Here is a 22,681-nt window from a genome sequence, read left to right as displayed (position 1 = left end):
CTTTCTTTAGTTCCCTGGAGTATATTCGTAAAGGTAATCCTGATTAATCACATCATCGTTTCGAGTAGCTGGCGGAAACATCTGCTCCGCTGTACGGATAGCCGTCAACAAAGCCTTCGCTTTATTGACTGACTCCTGATATTCGTTCTCCGGGATGGAATCCCATACGATACCTCCGCCCGCCTGCACATATGCCTTTCCTTGCTTAAACACGATGGTGCGGATCGTTATACAGGAATCCATATTGCCCGAAAATCCGAGGTACCCAATGGCCCCGGCATATGTGCCGCGCGCCTCGCGCTCCAGCTCTGCAATAATCTCCATCGCCCGCAGCTTAGGTGCCCCGGAGACGGTCCCGGCAGGCAAACAGGACAGGAAGGCATCGAAGAAGTCCTTATCCTCCCGCAGCTTGCCGGACACTTTGGAAACCATGTGCATGACGTGGGAATACCGTTCGATCTCCATATAGGAGTCGCAAGTGACGGTGCCGAACTCGGATACCCGGCCTAAATCGTTGCGTCCAAGGTCAACCAGCATCAGGTGCTCCGCCCGTTCTTTTTCATCCTGCAGCAGCTCAGCTTCTAATGCTAAATCAGCTTCTTCCGTCGCTCCCCGTGGTCTCGTGCCAGCGATCGGACGCGTCTCCACTCGTCCGTTCTCTACCTTGACTAGGGCCTCCGGCGATGTCCCGACGATAATCTCTTCGTCCAGCTTGAGGTAATACATGTACGGCGACGGATTTAACGTCCGCAGAACACGGTAGACATGAAGCGGATCAACCTCGGTTTCGATATGGAACCGCTGCGACAGCACCACTTGGAAAATATCGCCTGCGCGAATATATTCCTTCGCTTTTTCAACGTTCGCAATGAACTGCTCCTTGGTCAGGTTGGGTCTGACATCCCCGAGATCCGTCACGGCCGGCATCGGCCGGCGGTTAAAGCTTTCACCCGGCCCCTCCTGCTGCAATAGATCGGCCGCCAAATCCAGCTTCAGCTCGGCTTCTGCATAAGCTCGGCGAATATCTTCGTCGCGATCGCCTGGCTTCACATGCACGTTGGCCACCAGCAGGATCCGCTGCTTCACGTGGTCGAACACGATCACTTGGTCGCAGAACATAAACTGCATATCATTCAGGTTTAGGTCATCCACCTGATGCGCCGGCAGCTTCTCATAATACTGCAATAGATCATATCCAAAGAAACCAATTGCTCCCCCAGTAAACGGCGGCATTTCCGGAAGTTTCGGACTGCGGTAGCCCCGCAGGATCGCCTTCAGCTCATCAACGGGACGGGACGATTTCAACCGTTCTACGCCGCCATCCCGTTTAATCGTGATCTCACCCTTCTTTGCGGAAATCATCAAGAACGGGTCGGTGCCGATAAAAGAATACCGTGCCCACTGACTGCCACCTTCCACGCTCTCCAGCAAAAATGCCTGCTCCCGCTGAGCAATACGGCGAAAAATCCGGATGGGGGTTTCCATGTCAGCCAGCAGCGTTCGGGTAATCGGGATCAGATTATATTCGTTCGCCAAAGCAATGACCTGTTCTACATTCGGGGTTGCCATGTCTTTCACTTCCTTCTCGAATTGGTTTCAGAGCCAAATAAAAAAACCTCTACCGAAGTAGAGGTTGTAGGATTTGCGGTTTATGGGAAAGCACAGCTCCTAAAGACGCAACTTGCCCGTCATTCTCCCACAATTAAGGAAACGACGAAATACGCACTAAGGAACAGGCTATTCACTCAGCTAAACTCAGCTCATCTCAACTATTCTCTACTCAGCTCTAAAAAATTAAAAATACATTTACTCTAAACTCTTCTAAACTTACTCTCAACTAATCTGCTCAACTAACATACACTCATCTAAATTAACTATACCCTAACAGCGGCCCGTTTGGCAACCCAAACCTGCAGTACCTGTTCTCAGGAATTGGCGGAGCTGAGGTCCGGGCGAAGGCTGCGGGCTTCGTTCAAATACACGTGCTTCATGTCCCGCTGCCCTTTGGTGGTATTCACCTGAATTAGCAGGCGGATACACTTCGGCAAAGCTCCTTGAACCGGAATTTCCGTGGAGCACATCAGAGGAACCATGTCCCATCCACTTAAGACGCGTATCGCACGGGCTGGGAAAGTTGCTGTCAAGTCCGGCGTAACCGTAATCCAGACGCTGCAAATATCCTCAGGCTCGATTTCGTTGCGCGCAACAATTTCTTTTAACAACTCGGCGGTCGCGTCCAGAATTTCCTTCTCATCGTTGCGGGAAACTGTCGTTGCTCCGCGAATCCCTCTGTTATACATGTTGTCCCTCCTCCTTGAGTTCTGCAATCACTCTGCGAACTTCGTCCAATGTCACATCCGATACAATTTCCACCTTGCCGATTTCTACAGGCAAAATAAACACCATGGTCTGTTCCTTAAACTTCTTATCGTGCATCATTGCACCAATTAAATCCTGCTCGTTTAAATGCGTCGGCATTGCTGTTGGCAAACCAAACCCACTAAGCAAGGATACTGTGTATTCGTAAATTTGCGGATCCCGGCCCCGGTTCACTGCAAGCTTTGCAGCCGCAGCCATCCCGATCGAAATCGCTTCCCCGTGCAAAAATTCACCATACCCGCCGATCGCCTCGATGGCATGGCCCAGGGTATGCCCCAGGTTCAGAATTGCACGAAGCCCATTCTCCCGCTCGTCCACGGAAACAACTTGGGCTTTTACAGAGCATCCTTGGGTTAATCCATATCCCAGTGCATCCGGATCCAGCGCCAACAACTCCGTCGTGTGCTCGCGGCACCAGTCCGCAAAAGCCGCATCCCAGATCAGGCCATGCTTAACCATTTCTGACAAGCCCGCCCGGACATCACGCAGCGGCAGGGTTTGCAGGCTGTCCACATCATACAGCACCATTTCCGGTTGATGAAAAGCGCCGATCATATTTTTGGCCAGTCGATGGTTAACGGCCACTTTGCCTCCGACACTGCTGTCGTGAGCAAGGATCGTGGTAGGCATTTGCACAAATGCCACGCCCCGCATATACGTTGCCGCCACGAAGCCGGCTAAATCGCCAACGACGCCGCCGCCCAGCGCTACGACCGCAGAGCGGCGGTCCAATCCGCCTTCAATCGCTGTAGTCATGACGTCCTCATAAACCTCCAGCGATTTGGATTTTTCACCGGCCTTCACGACTTTGCTGACGGTACGGTAACCTTTGGCCTGCAACGAGGCTTCCACAACCGGCAGATATTTCGGGGCAACATGGTCATCGGTGACGATTAAGACAGGGCTCTTCGCCGACAGCTTATGCTGCTCGAAGAAATCCCCGGCCATTCCCAACAAGCCGCCGCCGATATAGATCGGGTAAGAACGTTCGCCCAAATCGACCTGCAGCGTTCGCATCAATATTCCTCCAGTTGAGCCAAATATCCCCTATAGTTACGTTCGATCTCCTCAATCGAATCGCCGCCGAATTTCTCCAGGAACGCTTTGGCCACTTCCCAAGCGACCACGTGCTCAAGCACAACGCTTGCGGCTGGCACTGCACAAGCATCCGAACGCTCCACCTGAGCGGCAAACGCCTCGCGGGTGTCGATGTCGACGCTTTGCAACGGTTTGTATAACGTTGGGATCGGCTTCATGACGCCGCGAACGACGATCGGCATACCGTTGGTCATCCCGCCTTCGAAACCGCCAAGCCGGTTGGTCGCCCGGTAATAGCCGCGCTCCTCGCTGTACAAAATTTCATCGTGGACCTTAGAACCCGGCAGTTTCCCGGCTTCAAAACCGATGCCGATTTCCACGCCCTTAAAGGCGTTAATGGACATGACCGCTTGCGCGATACGACCGTCCAATTTGCGGTCATACTGCACATGGCTGCCAAGCCCGACCGGTACACCTTCAACGATACATTCCACGATGCCGCCGATGGAGTCCCCTTCCTGCTTGATTTTATCGATATAGGCTTCCATCTTCTTCTCCGTTTCCGGATCGGCAACCCGCACCGAAGAAGCTTCGGTCACACGAGCCAACTCGTCCAGCGGCAGGTTATGCGGCGGCGCTTCAATCTCGCCGATGCGGATGACATGCCCCGCGATTCGGATGCCAAAGCGTTCGAGGAGCTGCTTGGCTACCGCACCAACCGCAACGCGAATAGCGGTTTCGCGTGCGCTTGAACGTTCCAGCACGTTCCGCAAGTCTTTATGGTTATATTTCAAGCCTCCGTTTAAATCGGCATGCCCTGGACGAGGACGATGTACTCTTCGTTTCTCCTCATCCGTGCCTTCGATCGGCTCAATGTTCATGATTTTCTGCCAATGCTTCCAGTCGTTATTCTCCACGACCAGTGCTACTGGCGCCCCGGTGGTATACCCGTGCCGGACGCCTCCGACAATCTTCGCAGTATCTTTCTCGATTTGCATCCGCCGGCCGCGGCCATACCCTTTCTGGCGACGGGCCAACTCAAAATTCAACGCTTCAAAATCCAGCTGCAAATGGCTGGGCAAGCCTTCAATAATCGCAGTCAACTGGGGTCCATGCGTCTCCCCGGCTGTTAAATATCGCAAACTCATGATGCTGCGTTCCCCCTTTAAACTGTTAAACTGTAAAGAACTAAAAGCCGAAGATGTCTTTGCTCATTATAATATTGTTTGATGCATTCTGTCACGTGGTGATTCACTGATTCTGTCCATATACTCTCCGATTTCGCCCCTACACGCGGCAAGAGGCCAAGCCTGGCCCGGATTTTCGCCCCTCACTTTTTCGAGGTTCACCAAAATCCGGGGGCCTCTAAACATCCTTATGAATCTGTGGACACAGGATGAACTGCATATGCTTGCTCTGAGTCAGTCCGTCGGGTAGCTAAAAGCTTGCGAATGCGATGCTGGCCCACTTCACGAACAGCAAAGACATAACCTTCGTATTCAAATTCCGGTCGTTCATTTACCGTCGGTATCCGCTTTAACTGTCCGATCATAAACCCGCTTAACGTATCATAGTGTTCGATCGGAAGCTTAATATCCAAGATCTCCTGGGCGTCGTCGAGGGACATCGTACCGCTGAACAGATAACTGCCTTCACCAACCTGCTCGTATTCACGTTCCTCATCGTCGTGTTCGTCGTAGATGTTGCCGACGATTTCCTCCAGCAAATCCTCCATCGTTACGATACCGGCGGTTCCCCCGTATTCGTCAACGACAATTGCCATGTGAATGCGGTTTTGCTGCATTTCCTCGAACAGTTCATTTGTTTTTTTGGAGATCGGGATAAAATAAGGCGGCGTCACCAGCTCTCGCAAATTCCAGCTCTCCTTATCCCCCGTACGCAAAAAGCGGATCAAATCCTTGCTATGCAATATCCCGATCAGATTGTCAACCGTATCCTCATACACTGGGAAGCGGGTATATTGCTCCTTGTCGGCGATTTCAGCCACGGTTTGTTGGTCGGCATCAACCGGGATCGCCACGACGTCGATCCGGTGTGTCATAATATCAGACACCGTCAAGTTGTCGAAGTCAAAAATGTTGTTGATCATCAGACGCTCGCTGGGCTGGATCGTCCCCATTTCCTCACCGGTATCCAGCATCATACGGATCTCCTCCTCGGAGACTTCCTCCTCCTTGGCGTTCGGATCGATGCCAAACAACCGCACCAGCAAGTTCGTGGACGTGGTCAGCAGCTTCACGAACGGCGAGGTTACCTTGGATAACACTGACAACGTCGTCGCCGCAAACATCGCCATCGCTTCAGCCTTGTTCATCGCGACTCGCTTCGGCACTAACTCGCCCAGCACCAACTGGAAGTAGGAGAGCAGCAAGGTGATCACGATCAGCGATAGTGTGCTCAGCACGTTTTCGGGGATCGGCAGCCCCATACGGATTAAATAAGCCGCCAGGTCGTCGGCAAAGCTCTCCCCAGCGAAAGCACTGGCAAAAAAGCCCGCAAGGGTGATGCCAATTTGAATTGTCGCCAGGAATTTGCTAGGCTCGCCAAGCAAACCCACGATGACCTTTGCTTTCCGATGGCCTTGCCCTGCCATCGCTTTAATTTTATTATCATTCAGGGAGATCAAGGCGATTTCCGATGCAGCAAAAAAGGCATTAATCAAAATCAAGATGAAGACAACAAAAAGTTCCAACAATCCAATGCACCTCCACAAGTTTCCCACGTCGCTCAAGCGGGTAAACAAACGCAAAAAGGCATAACCTGCCGTCACTGAATTGACGCAGGCTATGCCTGAAATTCTCCTACAAATAGGTTATTAATCAATTGGAATACGTTGCTACTCTCCGGGTCGTCCGAATCGTTCATGAATGAAATCTCTCCTGACCAGAATTTATAACTATTATAGAAAGTCCCCTTGGCGGCTGTCAAGAACACCTCTACCAAGAATGACCAAGAACGTAAAAAGCGCCGTTCTCCGCCCTGCTTGGCGATGTCGGCGCTAAATAACGGGTTCGGGCGCTCGCTGCTTATCTGAGGCCTGAAGCGGGTTGATTTTCTAATGCGATGGAACGCCGGGGATCCATCGGAAAATCCTCAAGCATCCGCTTGAGGTGCGAGCCTTCAATACCCAGCACCTGCGCGCATTCCTGCGGCGTTAAGAATCCGCGCCGATAAGCTTCGATCACTTTTCGCTTGTCCATGATCTGACCTCCATTGGCTATATGATCCAAGTATAGGAAAGATCACCCCATTCTATACCCACTGGTTATAATCAAGAAGTAGCTCAGAGATGTTAAAACGACTTCGAGTTAGTCCCTACACAAACAAACGTCCAGATCAACCCTAAACGGGTCAAACTGAACGTTTTTTTCTATTTACCCCTTCTTACGATAAAAGAACGTCTCCGCCGCTTCCAAATCGTATTGGCCGGGGGAGAAGATTTGCTCCGTGCTGCCAACGAACAGAACGCCGCCGGGACGCAGCGCACGAGAAAACTTATGATAAAGACCTTGTTTGGCTTCCTCAGTAAAATAAATCATGACATTGCGGCAAACGATCAGATCAAAGCCCTCTTCGAACGTATCCAGCAGCAGGTTTTGCTTCTTGAACGTGACAGCTTTCTTCAGCTTCGGATCAAAGCGAAACATTGGGCCTTCCGGCGTAAAATAACGCTCAACTACTGCCTTCGGCACATCCTTCAGCGAACGATCGAGATACAACCCTTCCTGGGCTTTCCCCAGCGCTCCTTCATCGATGTCCGTCGCCAGCAGATAAGTGTTGGCAAGAAGCCCCAAATCCGCGAGAATCATCGCCAGCGTGTACGGCTCCTCACCCGTCGAGCAGGCCGCGCTCCACACCTTCAGCCTTGATCGCCCAGCCGTCAGCCCTGGCAGCACCGAATCCCTCAGCACTTCCCAGCGATTGGGGTTACGCCAAAACTCGGATACGTTAATCGTCATCTTGTCCAAAAATTCATAAAATAACTGCTTATTGCTCAGCATCGCCGAGTAAAAATCCGCAAACGAAGAATAGCCGTTCTTATTACGCAGCGTAGTCAGACGCCGCTTCATTTGTGCTTCCTTGTATTGGGCTAAATCGATGCCCGTGCTTTTTTTGATGTTTTGGATAAAGCCGTAATAGTCCGGATCCGGTGCCGTCTCTGTGTTGTCTGCCCGAGGGATGTCGGGAAAAATCCGGTTCAAATCCATGGGCTCACGCTTCTCGTATACTGTAGTAGCTCATGAGGCTCAAAGAAGTTGGCGATTTCTCGCTCCGCACTCTCTACGCCGTCGGAACCATGAATTAGATTAAATGGGGTATGGGCGGCAAAATCCCCCCGAATCGTACCGGGCAGCGCCTCGGTAACTTTCGTCTTGCCGATAACCATACGGGACAAGTTAATAATGTCGTCCCCTTCCCATACCATGGCAAATACCGGCCCGGAAGTAATAAAGCCCACCAGTTCGTCAAAGAAAGGCTTGCCCACATGCTCCGCATAATGTCTCTTCGCCTGCTCCTCTGTCACTTGAACCAGCTTGCCAGCGACGAGCTGAAATCCTTTATCCTCGAACCGGCTGATAATTCTGCCAATCAATCCGCGCTGCACGCCGTCCGGCTTAACCATTAAAAACGTTCTTTCCATGGTTCCCCTCCCGAAATTAACAGCATCATTTGCATTTCAAACCTTATTGCGCCTTCCAGGAAGGCGGTTTCACCTGCATTTTACCAGAAACTGTCCAAACAGGTAAAGCGATAAGATCAATAGGAGCGTTTGTTCACAAATTCAGCAATGTCATGTAAATGGGAGCGTGCAGATGTATCCGGCAGCTGCTGCAATGCTGCCAGCGCTTTGGCAATATAACGGTCGGCAAGCGCCTCCGCCTTGCCAATCCCCGGGCTTGTCCGAATCATTTCAATCGCACGGGACACATCTCCGCTGCCGTCACCGGCTTGAATGCCACGAATTTCCCGAAGCAGAGGTTCTCTTAAATCAGGCTCCTGCAGAGCAAAAAGCACAGGAAGCGTAATGTTCCCCTGGCGCATATCGCTGCCCGGCGGTTTACCGATCGTCTTCTCAGTACCAAATAAATCAAGCAGATCGTCGCGAATCTGGAAGGCCATGCCCACGTTGTACCCGTACCGGTACAGCAGCGCACTCACTTTGGCCGGAGCATCTGCCGCCATGGCTCCCAGCTGACAGCTGATGGCGATGAGCAAAGCGGTTTTCCGCCGGATGCGCATCAAATAGTTGCGTACGCTTTGCTCCGTGTTGAAAAAATCGCGGATCTGCTCCATTTCCCCGATCGACATCTGCACCATCGCTTTGGCCAATATGCGGTGTATGTATGGATTTGCGAGCTCGGATACCTGCATCAGGGCCTTGGCGTAGATGTAGTCGCCGGTATACATGGCGATCCGATTATCCCACTTCGACTTTACCGTCGCTTTGCCCCGCCGCGTGTCGGCATCGTCGATCACGTCATCGTGAACGAGTGACGCCGAATGGATGAGCTCCAGCGGCACAGCGATATACTGCAGCTTCTGCAGATCGTAGTTCCCAAACTTCCCGCCAAGCAATACGAAGACCGGCCGCAGCCGCTTCCCGCCTGCCTTCAACAAGTGCAGGGACGTCTCGCTGAGCAGATCGTCATCGCCGTCGATGCTGCGGTACAGCTGGCGTTCGATAAAATCCATATCTTTTTTTAACGCACCGAAAATATCCAGTAGTTTCATTCTTTCACCCGTGTCAGCAAATTGTCACTCCATATCTCCAGCTCTACTCGATGATCCAGCAGCCCCATTTCATAGGCATAGTCAAAATACAACGAAAGTCCTTGGCGGTGCGATTCATTAAAATCATAGCGGATGTTCTGAGTAAAATAATGCCGCCAATAATCCGCCGTACCGCCAATTTCGGCGCAAGCCTTGGCCACGAGCGGGGAGACATCACTTAAGCTCTTACGTTTGCTTTCCACAAAGGCTTCCGTCACTTCAGCCAAATAGTCGCCGTGGGCTTCGGCAAACGACTTCTGAACGGCCCAGACCGCAAAGGTCATACCATAGCCGGTCCATGATTTCCAAACTTCCCCCAAATCGGTAACGATATAACCGTGATCCCGCCAGGATGCCTGAATCGCGTGATCGCCAATCAACAGCGCGCCGTCGCTTTCGGCCATCATCAGATCCAAATCAGGCTCACTGTCCCAATACTCAGGTTTGCCACCGTACGCTTTTTCCATAATAATCTTCAGCAAGTTGACCGATGTTGCCGATGTATTCGTTAATGCGATTTTCCCGTTTGCGATTTCCTCTGGCGGCTTCCGTGAAAACAGCAAAATCGAAGCCACCGGGCCATCGGAGCTGACGGACAGATCCGGCAGCAGCAGGAAACGCTCCGAGCCATACCCGTAGGCAAAAGAAGACACCGGGGAAATATCCAGCGTCCCGCCTAGCATCCGGCGGTTTAGCTTCGATGGAACCTCGGTGATAAGTTGGCTCGCTCGCGAAAGTCGCGTCTCGTCAAAATAATGAAAAACGGGCCAGACGTTGCTGTATTTGATTTTGCCGATGAGGACTTCTTCATTCTCCTTGTTGTTCATTTTGCTCCCCCCATCTCTTAAATAAGGCATGCTCAATGCCTAAATTATCGAGCACTTTACCTACCAAAAACTTAACCAGATCATCAATGGTCTGCGGTCCGAAATAAAATGCCGGCATCGCCGGGATGATGCGCACGCCAAGTCGAGCCAGCTTCAGCATGTTCTCCAAATGGATTGCATGCAGCGGCGTTTCGCGCGGCACCAGCACAAGCGGCCGGCCTTCCTTCAGCATGACATCGGCTGCCCGAGCCATCAGATTGTCTGACGTTCCATTTGCGATCGAAGACAGAGTTCCCATCGAGCAGGGCATCACAATCATCCCGTGCGTGAGGAAAGATCCGCTGGCGATGGAAGCCCCAATGTCTGCGATCGGATGGTATACCAGCTTCCCGGGAAGCTGACCGAAATGTTCCTTCAGCGTCGCCTCCCGATCACTCGTGTTCCAGCCGAGTTCCTCCTTGATCACTCGCCAACCCGCATTGGATACGACAAGATGCACGAGGAAGTTCATGCCCAGCAACGTTTCAATCAGCTTCACACCATAGATCGAACCGCTGGCCCCTGTAATGCCGACAACAATCGATTTCGCTTTATCCATTAGAAATGTCGCACCACCAAATCAATCAATGTGAAGGAAAACACAACGATGCTCAGCACACCGTTCATGGTGAAGAATGCAGTCTGTAGGCGGCTAAGATCGCTTGGCGACACGATATGGTGCTCGTAGAACAAAATGGCATACGCTATAATCATGCCCACGATATACCACCAGCCCAAATCCGTCATCAGCAGCAAGGCGATAAAGCCCAACGCCGTGATGATATGAAACGCTTGAGCAATCTTCAGCGATTTAGCGACTCCAAACCGAACAGGAATAGAATATAGGCCTTCCTTCGTATCGAATTCAACGTCTTGGCACGCGTAAATGATATCGAAGCCGGCAATCCAAAAAGTAATTGTGAAATAAAATACCATTGCTGTCCAATCAACTTGTCCAGTTACAGCCGCCCAGCCGCCAAGAGGAGCTAAGCCAATCGTCAGACCGAGGATCACGTGGCAGAGCCAGGTAAAACGTTTCGTGTAGGAGTACAAGACCAACATGATGACAGCGATCGGCAACAGCTTTAAAGCTAAGGGGTCGAGCTCGGCAGCGGCCCAGAACAACAAGGCAAAAGAGAGAATGATGAACAACACGACTTCGCCTATTTTTAAAAGTCCCGCCGGGATTGCGCGGTTTGCGGTACGAGGGTTCTTCGCATCGATGACCCGGTCAATAAGACGGTTCAGCCCCATCGCCGCACTTCGTGCGCCAAACATCGCCAACAGCACCCACCCGATCTGTGCCCAGGACGGCAGCTCATGGTTAATCATTTCAGACCCGAGCAGCGCGCCCATGAAAGCGAACGGTAAAGCGAATACCGTATGTTCAAACTTGATCATTTGCAGGAAAATTACCATTTTCTTAAACATGTTGCGTCTCCTTCGTTCCGATGTGCAAGGCGGCAATTCCGCCGGTTAAAGGATACGCTTCAACCCGGGTAAGTCCCGTCTCCCGGAAAATCTCCGCCAGCTCCGCACGGCCAGGAAACTGGACGAGGGAATCGGGAAGCCATTTGTACTGTTCATATCGTTTTGCCACCAGTTTGCCAAGCATCGGAAGCACATTTTGAAAATAAAAATAATAAAGTCCTTTGAACGGCTGCCAGGTTGGCTTGGACAATTCCAGGCAAACCACCTTTCCTCCAGGTTTTACGACGCGCCGCATTTCCCGCAGCACCTGGCGGAGATCAGGTACATTACGCAGACCAAAACCGATCGTCACGTAATCAAACCGGTTGTCTTCAAACGGCAGCTCCATCGCATTCCCTTGAACCAAGGTGATTTGCGAGTCCAGCCCTCGTTCCTGTACCTTAAGACGTCCGTATTCCAGCATTTTTGCACTAAAATCCAGGCCGACGATCGGCCCCCCGCTGGTTTCCGCCATGCTGATAGTCCAATCGCAGGTACCGCAGCACAGATCAAGTGCGGTCTGCCCGGGGGACATGTTCATTTTAGCCATCGTGAACTTCCGCCACGCTTTGTGACGTCTAAAGCTGAGCAAGTCGTTCATCATGTCGTATTTCGGAGCAATGCTCTCGAATACGGAATGCACGAACTGCTCTTTGGTCTCAGATGAAGATGTTTGACTCATTTGCTATTCTCCCTACCCTTCTTGCACGGAACGGCGTGATGGCGAAAGCGCGGCGATAAACGGCTCAAGAATCGATTTGAGCTCCGTACGCGCAGTTTCCTTCTTGCACTCATGCAACAGCGATTGAACATGATCCACCGATTGGTGCAGCATGGACAGCAGCTGTTCCTTGATATTGTATTTTACAAGCATCAGCGACCAGTCCCGCTCGCCAACTTTGCGGGTGGAGAGCGCAGCTTTATCCTCGGAGGATCCGGTTTCCATGATGCGCAAATAGGCATAACCTTTGCGTTCGTGCGGCAACTCAGAGGCGGACCGAATTTCTTCCAGCATTACTTCGCATCGGCTTAACTCAGCCAGCAGCTTCCGCCATAAGCTTTGGACCGACTTGTCCAACACTTCCGTAAAAGAAAGAAAAAGCCCCATTTTGACATGGACGCATTCCTTCAGATAGTCTTCTGCAGGTAATAACATCTGCTTCAACTTGCTGTACAACTGCACCTTCAAGCGGTTCACCTCACAAATGGCAGAGCTCATCAACGGAACCATACGGATCTCCCCGGCTCCAGCCAACAGATGATAAAACACGCCGCTGAAATAGTCACCCGCCAGCACCTTGAGCTGGCGCGAACGCATGGCGCGGGTTGCTTCCCCAAGCCCGGACTCCAGATCGATGCGATCATGGGTATCCATACCAAGCTGCACGAGGAACGCAGCCAGCGCGCAGGTCTCTGCGGACTCCGGCGACAGCCCCTCCCGCTCGGTTAAAAACGTATAAAGCAAACGAACACGGGGCACCGGAAACTCCGGAAGCGCCGTGTATGCGGTGATCATGTCGTAACTGACATATTTATTTGCCAATTCTGTTATGCGATAAGGTTTCATCCTTTGCCTCCGAGCCGCTGATCTTTCAGTCATACTGATCTTTCAGTAATAAAGATGTCACAATCTTGTCTATTATAGCATATGTTATTTCACTGCGCACAGAGGTGATACGTGAAATCAACGCATCGCTCAATTTACCGTTTACTCCTGTAGAAAACGGGACTTCCACAACTTGGTTTCGGTCATCCGCAGGCGCAGCCGCAGCTCCTCGGGGATCTCACCGCTGCCGACATGTCGAAGCAGGTCCAGCTCCTCAGCCGTAAATTCGGTCCGCCGAACATCCGCAGCCAGCAACAAATACTTGGTGCCAATCCAGCGGTCCTCCGCCATCAACCGCAGCAACAGCTGATCAATATTGTTCGTGCGTTCGAACGCAAACGAGATCATTTCCGCCATTCCCCGGTACACATCTGCAGTACGAACCGAGTCCCCCTCAACCTTCAGGTCAACGGACAAAATATCTCGGTTCAGCTCCACTTTCGCGATGGGCACCGGAAGCTGCAACGGGGCCAAAGCATCCACAAGGTTCTCCTCGGTGAGCTCCGCTGGGGACGTACCCGCAAACACCGCTGCTACCTGCCGCTGACGGGCAGGATGCTCCCCTAACCAAGCTGTTCCTGCCATTCCCAGCGCACAGATGAATGTTAGCAGGATGGCCCGAACGAATAAGTTCCGTTTCATGGGGCATTCTCCCTTCTGGTACTCTTGGACAGCGCCAATTTTAGCCTTTGTCCATACGGTTCTTATACCCCATTCTACATAGAAAAAAAGCAGGCTATGCCTGCAGATTAGAAAATCATTCCTCCGTATCAATCAAGCCGTGCTTCGTATAGACGAGCGCTTTGCCGCGAACCTTGACAGCTGAGGTGTGATCGGTAAATTGAGCGATGAGCACCTCGCCCTTGTCCAACTTTTCGGTGTGGTGAAACCGCGTATCCTTCCCCCGGGTTAGTCCGATGACCGTAACGCCCTGTTCTTTGGCCTTAATCACGAAATAGTCTCCGCCCGCGGCAGATGGATCGTTACCGTGTTGCTGGTTATCCATGTGGCAGCGCCTCCCCTTCACATTTTAGACAGATTGGTTCTTCTTTAAGCCTCCGTGAAAAGAAAAAGCCGTGAACGAGAAGCCCACGGTCTTTTGCACGGAAGATATGTAGAAATCTTTATTTAATTCCGTCTTTGAGCGCTTTACCTGGTTTGAAAGCAGGAATTTTGCTCGCAGGGATTTCGATTTCCTCTCCGGTTTGCGGGTTACGGCCTTTACGGGCGGAACGCTCGCGGACTTCAAAGTTACCGAAGCCAACCAGTTGAACTTTATCTCCGTTCTGCAGCGCTGTGGAAATCGCATCAAAAACGGCATCAACCGCTTTCGTCGCGTCTTTCTTGGACAGCTCAGTACTTTCTGCAACTTGAGCAATCAAATCGGATTTGTTCATGTGTGTTTCACCTCCCACCAAGGAAAATAATACCACTTGCTATTTGTGTTTCCGTTTTACCGCAGAATATACGTGATTTATGCAATTCATTACGTACAAATTCCCGAAAAACGTGATGAAATCGCGCTTTCGGGGACGCGGAACAAATTTATAGTAATACAGCCCATACATAATTTCAAGCTATTTCAAGGCTTCCCGGCGATATTTCCTCAATTCGCCCTACAAAATGGACCTTTCCGCCCTCAAATAACAAAACAACCGCACGCAGCCATGGTTCAGCATACGCGCGGTCATTGAGGAGGAATTGCCTAAGGTTAGGAAATCAATGAGATTGAAAAGTCAGCTTATTCAGCACCGTGAAGGTTGGATGTAGTTATGATCAAAAGCCGAATATTTCGTTACCTATAGGATGATGGCGATGAGGCCGCCGGAACCTTCGTTAATAATCCGCCCCAGCGTTTCCTGCAGCTTGTAACGAGCGTTATCCGGCATCATGGCGATTTTGCCTTGAATGCCTTCGCGTACGATCGAGTGCAAGGATCTGCCGAAGATGTCGGACTCCCAGATCTTGATCGGATCGTTCTCGAAATCCTGCATCAGATAACGGACAAGCTCTTCGCTTTGTTTCTCGGTCCCGATGATCGGCGCAAATTCCGACTCGACGTCGACGCGGATCATATGGATCGATGGTGCTGTCGCCTTCAGCCTTACTCCGAAGCGGGATCCCTGACGGATCAGCTCTGGCTCATCCAGCGCCATTTCCGCAAGCGTCGGCGCAGCGATGCCATAACCGGTCGTTTTGACCATTTCCAGCGCCTCGGCGAACCGGTCGTATTCCCGTTTCGCGTGCGTAAATTCCTGCATCAGCTGCAGTAAATGGTCTTTGCCTCGAATCTCAACGCCCACCACTTCCATCAGGATGCGGTCATACAGATCATCCGGCGCATACAGATCGATCTCGGCTACACCTTGACCCATATTTAATCCGCTGAGACCAGCCCGGTCGATAAAATCGTATTCCATGAAGTTGCCGACAACCCGATCGACATCGCGCAGACGGCGAATATCCTTAACCGTGTCGCGGACAGAGTTCTCAAAATTGGTGCGCAGCCAGTGGTTCTCGTTCAGTACCATCACCCAGCTAGGCAAATTGACGTTCACCTCATGTACTGGGAACTCATACAGAACTTCCCGGAGGACCCCGGTTACGTCTTCTTCTGTCATTGTCGCTGCACTGAGCGCAAGGACCGGAATGTCATATTTTGCGGCTAACTCACCGCGGAGCTGTTGGGTTTCTTCACTGTTTGGACGTGTCGAGTTGATCACCATCACAAATGGCTTGCCGACCTCCTTCAGTTCGGCAACAACCCGCTCCTCAGATTCCACGTAAGAATAACGCGGAATATCGGCAATCGTTCCATCCGTCGTCACGACAACCCCTAACGTGGAATGTTCTTGAATGACTTTGCGTGTACCGATTTCCGCCGCTTCTTGAAACGGAATCGGTTCTTCAAACCATGGGGTGGAGATCATCCGCGGCCCGTTTTCGTCCTCGTAACCTTTTGCGCCTTCCACGGCGTATCCGACGCAATCGACGAGTCTTACGTTGACCTCGAGTCCTTCAGCCACCTTGATTTGCACCGCATTGTTCGGAACAAACTTCGGTTCGGTCGTCATAATGGTTTTGCCGGCGGCGCTTTGCGGAAGTTCATCTACCGCGCGGACTCGATCTGCTTCATTTGCGATGTTCGGGAGTACAACAGTTTCCATGAATCGCTTAATAAAGGTCGACTTCCCGGTACGGACGGCACCGACGACCCCTAGATAGATGTCGCCTCCAGTTCGTTCGGCAATGTCCTTAAAAATGTCCACTTTCTCCAATACCAATGATATCCCCTCCTCAAATTTCGCCGAAGGAAAAATGCCCCGAGAGCATCCGCTTCGTGATTCACCATGCTTTTGGGCCTCGCTGCTGCGGCAGGAGCGGCAGCCCCTCTTGCCCGTGTCCGCCGCCGCAAACCTGTGGAAGGAACCTGAACGAAGCGGCGTAAACTCGTACATGCATTTGGACTAGTAACATCTTATGTACCAGATGCGAGAATATGACGGTTAAAACCGTCCAAGCCCGTTTTTTTTGTGGGGCCGCTCATTCAACCCGAACAAGGCGGGCACTTAACCGCCATACTCCCATTTGTATGACTCTATCGGAAAAAGTATGACGCAGGAAAAAGGAGAAGAGAGAAAAGAAAAAACCTCCCGAAATCATTCGAGAGGCTTCTTCCTAATTGAGATAGGGTACGGGTTCGCTTCCGTTCCAACGGTAAGGCAGCGACTTCACCGGTACGAATGCGGAGCGATCCGTCAACCAGGTGCGCAAATCTTCGTCACCTTGCGGCGTTTTCCCAGACTGATCGATCGCCTGCATAATATCAAAAGCGTAATTCACATACACATTGCCTTGCTTGTCCATCAGGTAGGACAGAGTTTCTCCAGAGTAGACACTGGTCAATGCCAAGCTGTCGGCCTTAAGCAATGAGAGATTCACCGTATACAGACCTGGATAGACCTCACCCTCAGCCTCAGCCTCGCCCGGGAGTGCATTACTGTGACTTGTACGGTAGCTCAGCACTTTGTGCTGGACGTCGTTCACCTTCTGAACCGTATTTAAATCCATTACTTTGACCGTAGGATCCGTTTCTTCATCGATGACGAGAAAATAGACGCTTCCGCCCTGCTCAAAGGCCGCTGCCGGTAGCTCATCCAAATAACCTTCCCGCTTCAATTGGTTCAAATCGATCTTGTATTTCTCGTATCGGGGAGTATCCTCCCCAGCCGTAATGATCGGCAGAATCGCCTTATCTTCCTGAAAACGGTCAATCGCCCGTTGAACCCGGTCCACGCTCTCAATATAGGAAACCGGACCGCCCTGCTGCCTCTCGCCGCGGTATAAACAGCCTGATAGCAGAGAGGTCGTTAACACCAATATGACAATCAGCGCCGTCGATCTCCAGCAGGTTTGCTTCAAAAAAAGGTACTTCGTCATGTTGAAAATCTCACCTTATCCCCATCCGTACTTGCCATCACCATAGTTCCTCCTCTTCCCGTTGCCGTTCCAGTTGCTTGCGAATCGCCGCTTTAAGGGGATCCTCCGGCAGCTGAACGACCGCATTCCCCCGGATCTTCGCTTGACAGGCCAGTCGCGTCCCCTGCTCTAGCAGCGGGCCAAGCTTGCGGCGCTCCGCATCGCTCGGAGGAGTTAACGCGTCAGCATGTTCCGCATCGACCTGAACTTTGCACATGAGGCAGCCGGCATTCCCCCCGCATCGCGTCGCTAGATGAATTCTGGCGCTGCGGGCAGCCCTGAGAACCGAGGTGCCGGGCCGGACTTGAACGGTCTTCCCCGAAGGCAGAAACGTAATACGTCCTTCCACGATCTGTTCCTTAAGCCTCCCCGCCGCGATATTCGCGCCATGGCCGGGAGAGCAGCGGGCGATCCAACAACTCCGCCATCCGTCCAACCCACTCCGCCGACCATTCGTTCCGTTTCAGCAGCTCGTCCAATAGCGGCAGATGTCGATCCGGTTCATTACGCATCATCCCCGCAATCGGCAAATAGCGATCCGGGCGCCCGCGCAAGAGGTTGAACACCAATTCATGGGCTAACGGCATGACCCATAAAGCGCTATCACGAAGCTTCACACGCTGCGCAACCGGCGCCAACACGGCTTCGATCTCCGTCCGATAGAACGCCCCGTTAGTATGGACTTCAAATCCGCCAACGAGCTCAATCGTCGACTCCCCGATCCGATAATGGCTTAACCTGGAGGTATAAATTCCGCTTTGGTCATGACGCGGCCGGTCCGTCGCAAACGACTTGAGCCGCTCGTGCAGCCGGTCAGCCGTCACCAGATCTGCATAGACGTCGATATCCCGCGGAACTGTCGCAAGCTCAACGCCCTGGAGCCACAATCCGCAGCTGCCTCCTAGCAGCCAGTTGCCCTCCATTCCGCAGCTTTCAGCCAACTTGCATAGATCTTCGGTTAAATCGGCATAGGCTTTGCTATCTTGTTGTTGCATAGATCTCCTCTTCTCTTGGTTCAGTGGTGTAGAGGTGCTGTCAAGTAATCGACACAAGCCCGGTCAAAAAGCCCACCAGCATAATAAAAAAGGCGAGGAGTGATAAGATGCCCTTAATCCACCCTTTGGTTTTCGTCCGTGCAAATGTGATCAAAAAGACCGAAACCCCCATGATCAAAACGGCGGCAATCGATAGCCACATCTTCGTCATTGCATCCATCTGTTGAATTCACCTACTATTTTTTGCTTTAATATGATCCATATTATAGCATTATGCGGTCTTTCCGGCTACGCGCTTGCCTAAACTAAACAAAGCCCCACGGCAGACGGCCGCAGAGCTTAAGCGCAATAAGGATCACCTTTTTTATTTTTTTAGCATTAACTTCATTAAGGCTTCCATATTGGACGGATTCATCCCGCTTTTTTTCACGGCGTTCACGATCTCTTGAATCGTGCTTTCCGACACGGGAACTTTCGCCATCGCCGAAACTTGCTTAATCAGCTTCCGTAGTTCGGCTTCATTTTGCATTGTGGATGGCTTTACGGTGCTGGCCAGCTTCTTGACCGAACTTTCCGAAATCGCTTTACCCGTCTTCTTGTTGATGGCATTCAAGGCCTCTTTGGATATCTTGCTCACGCTTTCGCCTCCTCCGTTGTCCTCTTCAACCAATGTATGAGAGGGCGGAAGCAAAGGTGATATTCCCCCAACAAAACGGGCTATAGCGGTGTGATCAAAAGCCGTGTCTAGTAACCCCAATTTCAATCAAGGTTCAAAAATCGGCTTTTCAGCACCGAGAAGGTTGGATGAAGCCGGGACTGAGTAGCGGAGCGTAGGCAGACCTACGTGAGCAACGGAAGGCCCGGGTGAATTCAAGATTCGATGTCGAATCGGCTACTGTGAGCACGCTTCGTGATCAAAAGTCGAATTTTTGAATTACCTCTCAGGTGTGCCATTGTTCCCAGGTTTCTAGGGACATGACTTCCATCTCTGTTTTCCGGTCGCGTCCCATGAGTGCTTCGACCGCAGTGCGCGGGTCCAACCCTTCAAACAGCACGTGATAAAGCTGAGCCGCAATCGGCATTTGCACCTGATACTTCTCCGAGATGGCATGGGCCGCTTTCGTTGTACGAATGCCTTCCACAACCATGCCCATCTGGGATAGAACTTCCTCCAACGGTTTGCCTTCCCCTAGCATAAACCCGGCTCGCCAGTTCCGGCTGTGTCGGCTGGTTGCGGTCACGACCAGGTCGCCGATCCCGGCCAGACCGGCAAAGGTAAGCGGGTTCGCTCCCATTTCAACGCCGACCCTCGTAATTTCCGCAAGACCACGGGTCAGTAACGCCGCTTTGGCATTATCTCCGTAACCTAGTCCATCGGACATTCCAGCTCCTAATGCGATGATGTTTTTCAATGCCCCGGCAAGCTCTACGCCTACCATATCCCGGTTCGTGTAGACGCGGAAATACGGGTTCATGAGCAAGTCCTGAGCCTTTTCCGCTTGAGCCTCAACCTGTGAAGCCACGACCACGGTCGTAGGGCAGCGTTTCACCACTTCCTCCGCATGGCTGGGGCCGGACAAGACTACAATCCGACCTTCCTCACAGCCGAGCTCCTCCGCAATCACCGTCGACATCCGCTTCATGCTCTCAATCTCAAAGCCCTTGGTCGCGTGTACAAGCAGCATATCCTCATGCCAGAAGGGCTTCAGCGATCGAGCAACCTCACGGACTGCTGAGGACGGCGCAACCATTACGATTGCTTTCGCGCCGGTCACTGCAGCTTCCAAATCCGTAGTTGCCGTAAGGCGAGGTGACAAGTCCACACCAGGCAAAAAACGTTCATTCCGATGTTTCGTATTGATTTCATCCTGTTGGGCTTCGTTACGTGTCCACAAGGCAACTTCCATGTCTTTGTCGGCGAGCACACTGGCGAGTGCCGTTCCCCAACTGCCCGCCACCAGCACGGCGGCTTTATTAGACAACGCGATCTCCTCCTTTGGATCCCAGCTTATTTTCCTTGCCGTGCACGATCTTCACAATATTCGTGCGATGTCTCCAGAAGGCAAACACACAGATGACCAGACTCGCCCAGAAATAAGGGCCGAATTCGCTGGAGACTGCCAGAAAAATCGGCGTCAAGAAGACGAAGATAAGCGAACCAAGCGAGACGTACCGGGTAATAACAATCGATAATATCGCAATGATCCCCGCGTACAACGCAGGGAAGAAAAACAAGGTCGCCATCACGCCAATCGTGGTGGCAATCCCTTTTCCGCCACGAAAGCGGAAATACAGCGGCCAGTTATGGCCGACGATGGCTGCGATGCCGCACAGCGAGGCGATCCAATCAACGCCGCCGCCCAGCCAGCGGCCGATCCAAACGGCGGCAATCCCCTTAAGCACATCCAGAGCCAGAACGAGAATTGCCGGGCCTTTACCTAGTACGCGCAGTGTATTCGTGGCCCCCGCATTACCGCTGCCGTGCTGGCGAATATCGATGCCTTTCAAAGCTTTCGCCAGCACGACGCTGAAGCTAACCGAGCCAAGCAAATAACAAACAATTACAGCTATAACGGGTAAAATCACCTTATTCTCCCCTAACTTTCATCAGACTTGCGCCGCGTAAACAGCCGGATTGGCGTTCCCTCAAAATCAAACGCTGCCCGGATTTTGTTCTCCAGATACCGTTCATAAGAGAAATGCATCAGCTCTGGATCATTAACAAACACCACGATGGTCGGCGGTTTCACCGCAACCTGCGTGACGTAATTAATTCGCAGGCGCCGCCCTTTGTCTGTAGGCGGAGGATTGATGGCGATCGCATCCGACACAACATCGTTGAGCAGATGGGTCTGCACGCGCTTCGCATGCTGATCCGCGACGTGCTGAACCACCGGCAACAGTTTATGTAAACGCTGCTTCGTTTTAGCCGACAGGAAAACAATCGGGGCATACGTCATAAACAAGAAGTGGTCGCGGATTTTTTGCTCAAATTGGTGCATGGTTTTATCGTCCTTCTCAACCACATCCCATTTATTCACAACGAAAATAGAAGCTTTACCAGCTTCGTAAGCGTATCCCGCGATATGCTTATCCTGCTCGATGATTCCTTCTTCTCCGTTAATCAGAACCAGTACCACATCCGCCCGCTCGATCGCTTTCATGGCGCGCATCACGCTGTACTTCTCCGTCGTTTCATAGACCTTCCCGCGTTTGCGCATCCCTGCGGTATCGATCAGGACGTACCGTTGACCGTCTTTCTCAAACGGCGTATCAATTGCATCACGGGTGGTTCCGGCGATATCGCTGACGATGACTCGCTCTTCCCCGAGAATGGCGTTCACCAACGAGGATTTCCCAACGTTTGGACGACCAATCAAAGCAACCCGGATCACGTCATCATCGTATTCGTCATCCGCGAGCTCAGGCAGATTATCTGCGATCGCATCCAGCAAATCACCGATCCCTGTGCCATGGCTGCCCGATACCCCAATCGGCTCACCAAAGCCGAGGTTATAGAACTCATAAATATTGTCGATCCGGCCGATGTTATCCACCTTATTCACCGCGACAATAACCGGTTTGCCTGACCGGTACAACAAGTTGGCGACCTCCTCGTCCGAAGAAGTCACGCCAGCCTTGGCGTCACACATAAATACAATGACATCGGCTTCCTCGATTGCGAGTTCGGCCTGCATCCGGATCGATTTGAGGATGGGTTCCTGGTCGTCGAGCTCAATCCCCCCCGTATCGATGATGCTGAACGGTTTTCCGTTCCATTCTGACGCGCCATATATCCGGTCGCGCGTAATCCCGGGCTTATCTTCCACGATGGCCAGGCGGTCTCCGATTATCCGGTTAAATATTGTGGATTTCCCCACATTCGGCCGCCCAACGATAGCCACAACGGGTCTTGCCATTGACATCCCTCCTAATACTTATTTTCGGATTTTCAAAATTGAATCGATACGCTATATAGGATAGGCTTCACACGTTTATTTACAGATACACGTAAATCATCATAGCAAAAAAAAGAAAGCTTGGCTAACGGTCAA

26 protein-coding genes are annotated in these 22,681 nt (G+C 51.8%); all 26 read right to left on the bottom strand.

Annotation, left to right across the window (positions count from 1 at the left end; all coding sequences use genetic code 11):
- Window positions 1-6 precede the first annotated feature (6 nt).
- The 26 genes from trpE to der all read right to left on the bottom strand — a co-directional run bounded on the left by trpE (window position 7) and on the right by der (window position 22,546).
- Window positions 7-1,569 carry an anthranilate synthase component I gene (gene trpE, locus RW092_RS04615; RefSeq protein WP_316009640.1) on the bottom strand — a complete coding sequence of 521 codons (1,563 nt, stop codon included), beginning with the start codon at window positions 1,567-1,569 and terminating at the stop codon, window positions 7-9.
- A 356-nt stretch (window positions 1,570-1,925) separates the two neighbouring features.
- Window positions 1,926-2,300: a chorismate mutase gene (aroH, locus tag RW092_RS04610; RefSeq protein WP_016311801.1), complete on the bottom strand. Its 375-nt coding sequence runs from the start codon at window positions 2,298-2,300 to the stop codon at window positions 1,926-1,928.
- Complete coding sequence (gene aroB, locus RW092_RS04605) at window positions 2,293-3,396, bottom strand: 3-dehydroquinate synthase (RefSeq protein WP_028539876.1); 1,104 nt, start codon at window positions 3,394-3,396, stop codon at window positions 2,293-2,295. The genes aroH and aroB overlap by 8 nt, the downstream gene beginning before the upstream one ends.
- Window positions 3,396-4,565, bottom strand: a complete 1,170-nt coding sequence (aroC, locus tag RW092_RS04600) for a chorismate synthase (protein WP_016311799.1) — start codon at window positions 4,563-4,565, stop codon at window positions 3,396-3,398. The genes aroB and aroC overlap by 1 nt, the downstream gene beginning before the upstream one ends.
- 227 nt (window positions 4,566-4,792) lie before the next feature.
- On the bottom strand, window positions 4,793-6,133 hold the full coding sequence (locus RW092_RS04595; RefSeq protein WP_316009639.1) for a hemolysin family protein: 1,341 nt from the start codon (window positions 6,131-6,133) through the stop codon (window positions 4,793-4,795).
- A 331-nt stretch (window positions 6,134-6,464) separates the two neighbouring features.
- A complete protein-coding gene (locus RW092_RS04590) occupies window positions 6,465-6,638 on the bottom strand; it encodes a hypothetical protein (protein ID WP_176221901.1) in 174 nt (57 codons plus the stop codon).
- Window positions 6,639-6,812: 174 nt separating this feature from the next.
- On the bottom strand, window positions 6,813-7,646 hold the full coding sequence (locus RW092_RS04585; protein ID WP_316009638.1) for a CheR family methyltransferase: 834 nt from the start codon (window positions 7,644-7,646) through the stop codon (window positions 6,813-6,815).
- A complete protein-coding gene (gene ndk / locus RW092_RS04580) occupies window positions 7,637-8,080 on the bottom strand; it encodes a nucleoside-diphosphate kinase (protein ID WP_016311795.1) in 444 nt (147 codons plus the stop codon). Before ndk ends, RW092_RS04585 begins: the two co-directional genes overlap by 10 nt.
- 116 nt (window positions 8,081-8,196) lie before the next feature.
- The gene (locus RW092_RS04575) at window positions 8,197-9,171 is read right to left on the bottom strand and encodes a polyprenyl synthetase family protein (RefSeq protein WP_316009637.1); all 975 of its coding nucleotides are present in this window, start codon (window positions 9,169-9,171) and stop codon (window positions 8,197-8,199) included.
- Complete coding sequence (locus tag RW092_RS04570; RefSeq protein WP_316009636.1) at window positions 9,168-10,037, bottom strand: menaquinone biosynthesis protein; 870 nt, start codon at window positions 10,035-10,037, stop codon at window positions 9,168-9,170. The genes RW092_RS04575 and RW092_RS04570 overlap by 4 nt, the downstream gene beginning before the upstream one ends.
- Window positions 10,018-10,635, bottom strand: coding sequence for a UbiX family flavin prenyltransferase (locus RW092_RS04565; RefSeq protein ID WP_016311792.1), 618 nt, complete (start codon window positions 10,633-10,635; stop codon window positions 10,018-10,020). Before RW092_RS04565 ends, RW092_RS04570 begins: the two co-directional genes overlap by 20 nt.
- Window positions 10,635-11,507 (bottom strand): UbiA-like polyprenyltransferase, encoded by an 873-nt coding sequence (locus RW092_RS04560; RefSeq protein WP_016311791.1) that lies wholly within the window; start codon window positions 11,505-11,507, stop codon window positions 10,635-10,637. Before RW092_RS04560 ends, RW092_RS04565 begins: the two co-directional genes overlap by 1 nt.
- The gene (locus RW092_RS04555) at window positions 11,500-12,228 is read right to left on the bottom strand and encodes a demethylmenaquinone methyltransferase (RefSeq protein ID WP_316009635.1); all 729 of its coding nucleotides are present in this window, start codon (window positions 12,226-12,228) and stop codon (window positions 11,500-11,502) included. Before RW092_RS04555 ends, RW092_RS04560 begins: the two co-directional genes overlap by 8 nt.
- A 12-nt stretch (window positions 12,229-12,240) precedes the next feature.
- Entirely contained in the window at window positions 12,241-13,113 is an 873-nt protein-coding gene (locus RW092_RS04550; protein WP_028539883.1) for a heptaprenyl diphosphate synthase component 1, read from the bottom strand.
- Window positions 13,114-13,254: 141 nt separating this feature from the next.
- Entirely contained in the window at window positions 13,255-13,794 is a 540-nt protein-coding gene (locus RW092_RS04545) for a hypothetical protein (protein WP_085278517.1), read from the bottom strand.
- 115 nt (window positions 13,795-13,909) lie between these two features.
- A complete protein-coding gene (gene mtrB / locus RW092_RS04540) occupies window positions 13,910-14,158 on the bottom strand; it encodes a trp RNA-binding attenuation protein MtrB (protein WP_016311787.1) in 249 nt (82 codons plus the stop codon).
- A gap of 118 nt (window positions 14,159-14,276) precedes the next feature.
- A complete protein-coding gene (locus tag RW092_RS04535; protein ID WP_009225874.1) occupies window positions 14,277-14,549 on the bottom strand; it encodes an HU family DNA-binding protein in 273 nt (90 codons plus the stop codon).
- Window positions 14,550-14,951: 402 nt separating this feature from the next.
- On the bottom strand, window positions 14,952-16,430 hold the full coding sequence (gene spoIVA, locus RW092_RS04530) for a stage IV sporulation protein A (protein WP_028538327.1): 1,479 nt from the start codon (window positions 16,428-16,430) through the stop codon (window positions 14,952-14,954).
- Window positions 16,431-16,830: 400 nt separating this feature from the next.
- Window positions 16,831-17,592, bottom strand: a complete 762-nt coding sequence (locus RW092_RS04525) for a DUF3939 domain-containing protein (protein WP_316009634.1) — start codon at window positions 17,590-17,592, stop codon at window positions 16,831-16,833.
- A 37-nt stretch (window positions 17,593-17,629) separates the two neighbouring features.
- On the bottom strand, window positions 17,630-17,980 hold the full coding sequence (locus tag RW092_RS04520) for a 2Fe-2S iron-sulfur cluster-binding protein (protein ID WP_085169669.1): 351 nt from the start codon (window positions 17,978-17,980) through the stop codon (window positions 17,630-17,632).
- A 10-nt stretch (window positions 17,981-17,990) separates the two neighbouring features.
- Window positions 17,991-18,626, bottom strand: coding sequence for a nucleotidyltransferase family protein (locus RW092_RS04515; RefSeq protein ID WP_316009633.1), 636 nt, complete (start codon window positions 18,624-18,626; stop codon window positions 17,991-17,993).
- Between the two features lie 40 nt (window positions 18,627-18,666).
- Window positions 18,667-18,846 carry a DUF2768 family protein gene (locus RW092_RS04510; RefSeq protein ID WP_009225869.1) on the bottom strand — a complete coding sequence of 60 codons (180 nt, stop codon included), beginning with the start codon at window positions 18,844-18,846 and terminating at the stop codon, window positions 18,667-18,669.
- A 144-nt stretch (window positions 18,847-18,990) separates the two neighbouring features.
- The gene (locus RW092_RS04505; RefSeq protein ID WP_016311782.1) at window positions 18,991-19,263 is read right to left on the bottom strand and encodes a stage VI sporulation protein F; all 273 of its coding nucleotides are present in this window, start codon (window positions 19,261-19,263) and stop codon (window positions 18,991-18,993) included.
- A 304-nt stretch (window positions 19,264-19,567) separates the two neighbouring features.
- A complete protein-coding gene (locus RW092_RS04500) occupies window positions 19,568-20,608 on the bottom strand; it encodes an NAD(P)H-dependent glycerol-3-phosphate dehydrogenase (protein ID WP_016311781.1) in 1,041 nt (346 codons plus the stop codon).
- A complete protein-coding gene (gene plsY / locus RW092_RS04495; protein WP_316009632.1) occupies window positions 20,601-21,212 on the bottom strand; it encodes a glycerol-3-phosphate 1-O-acyltransferase PlsY in 612 nt (203 codons plus the stop codon). Before plsY ends, RW092_RS04500 begins: the two co-directional genes overlap by 8 nt.
- 11 nt (window positions 21,213-21,223) lie before the next feature.
- Complete coding sequence (gene der, locus RW092_RS04490; protein WP_085169672.1) at window positions 21,224-22,546, bottom strand: ribosome biogenesis GTPase Der; 1,323 nt, start codon at window positions 22,544-22,546, stop codon at window positions 21,224-21,226.
- Between the last annotated feature and the right edge of the window lie 135 nt (window positions 22,547-22,681).

The sequence above is a fragment of the Paenibacillus sp. 3LSP genome (assembly GCF_032465655.1).
In the GTDB taxonomy this organism is placed as follows: domain Bacteria; phylum Bacillota; class Bacilli; order Paenibacillales; family Paenibacillaceae; genus Fontibacillus; species Fontibacillus barengoltzii.
Note: the sequence above shows the minus strand (reverse complement) of the source record. Positions and strands in the feature narration are given on the sequence as shown.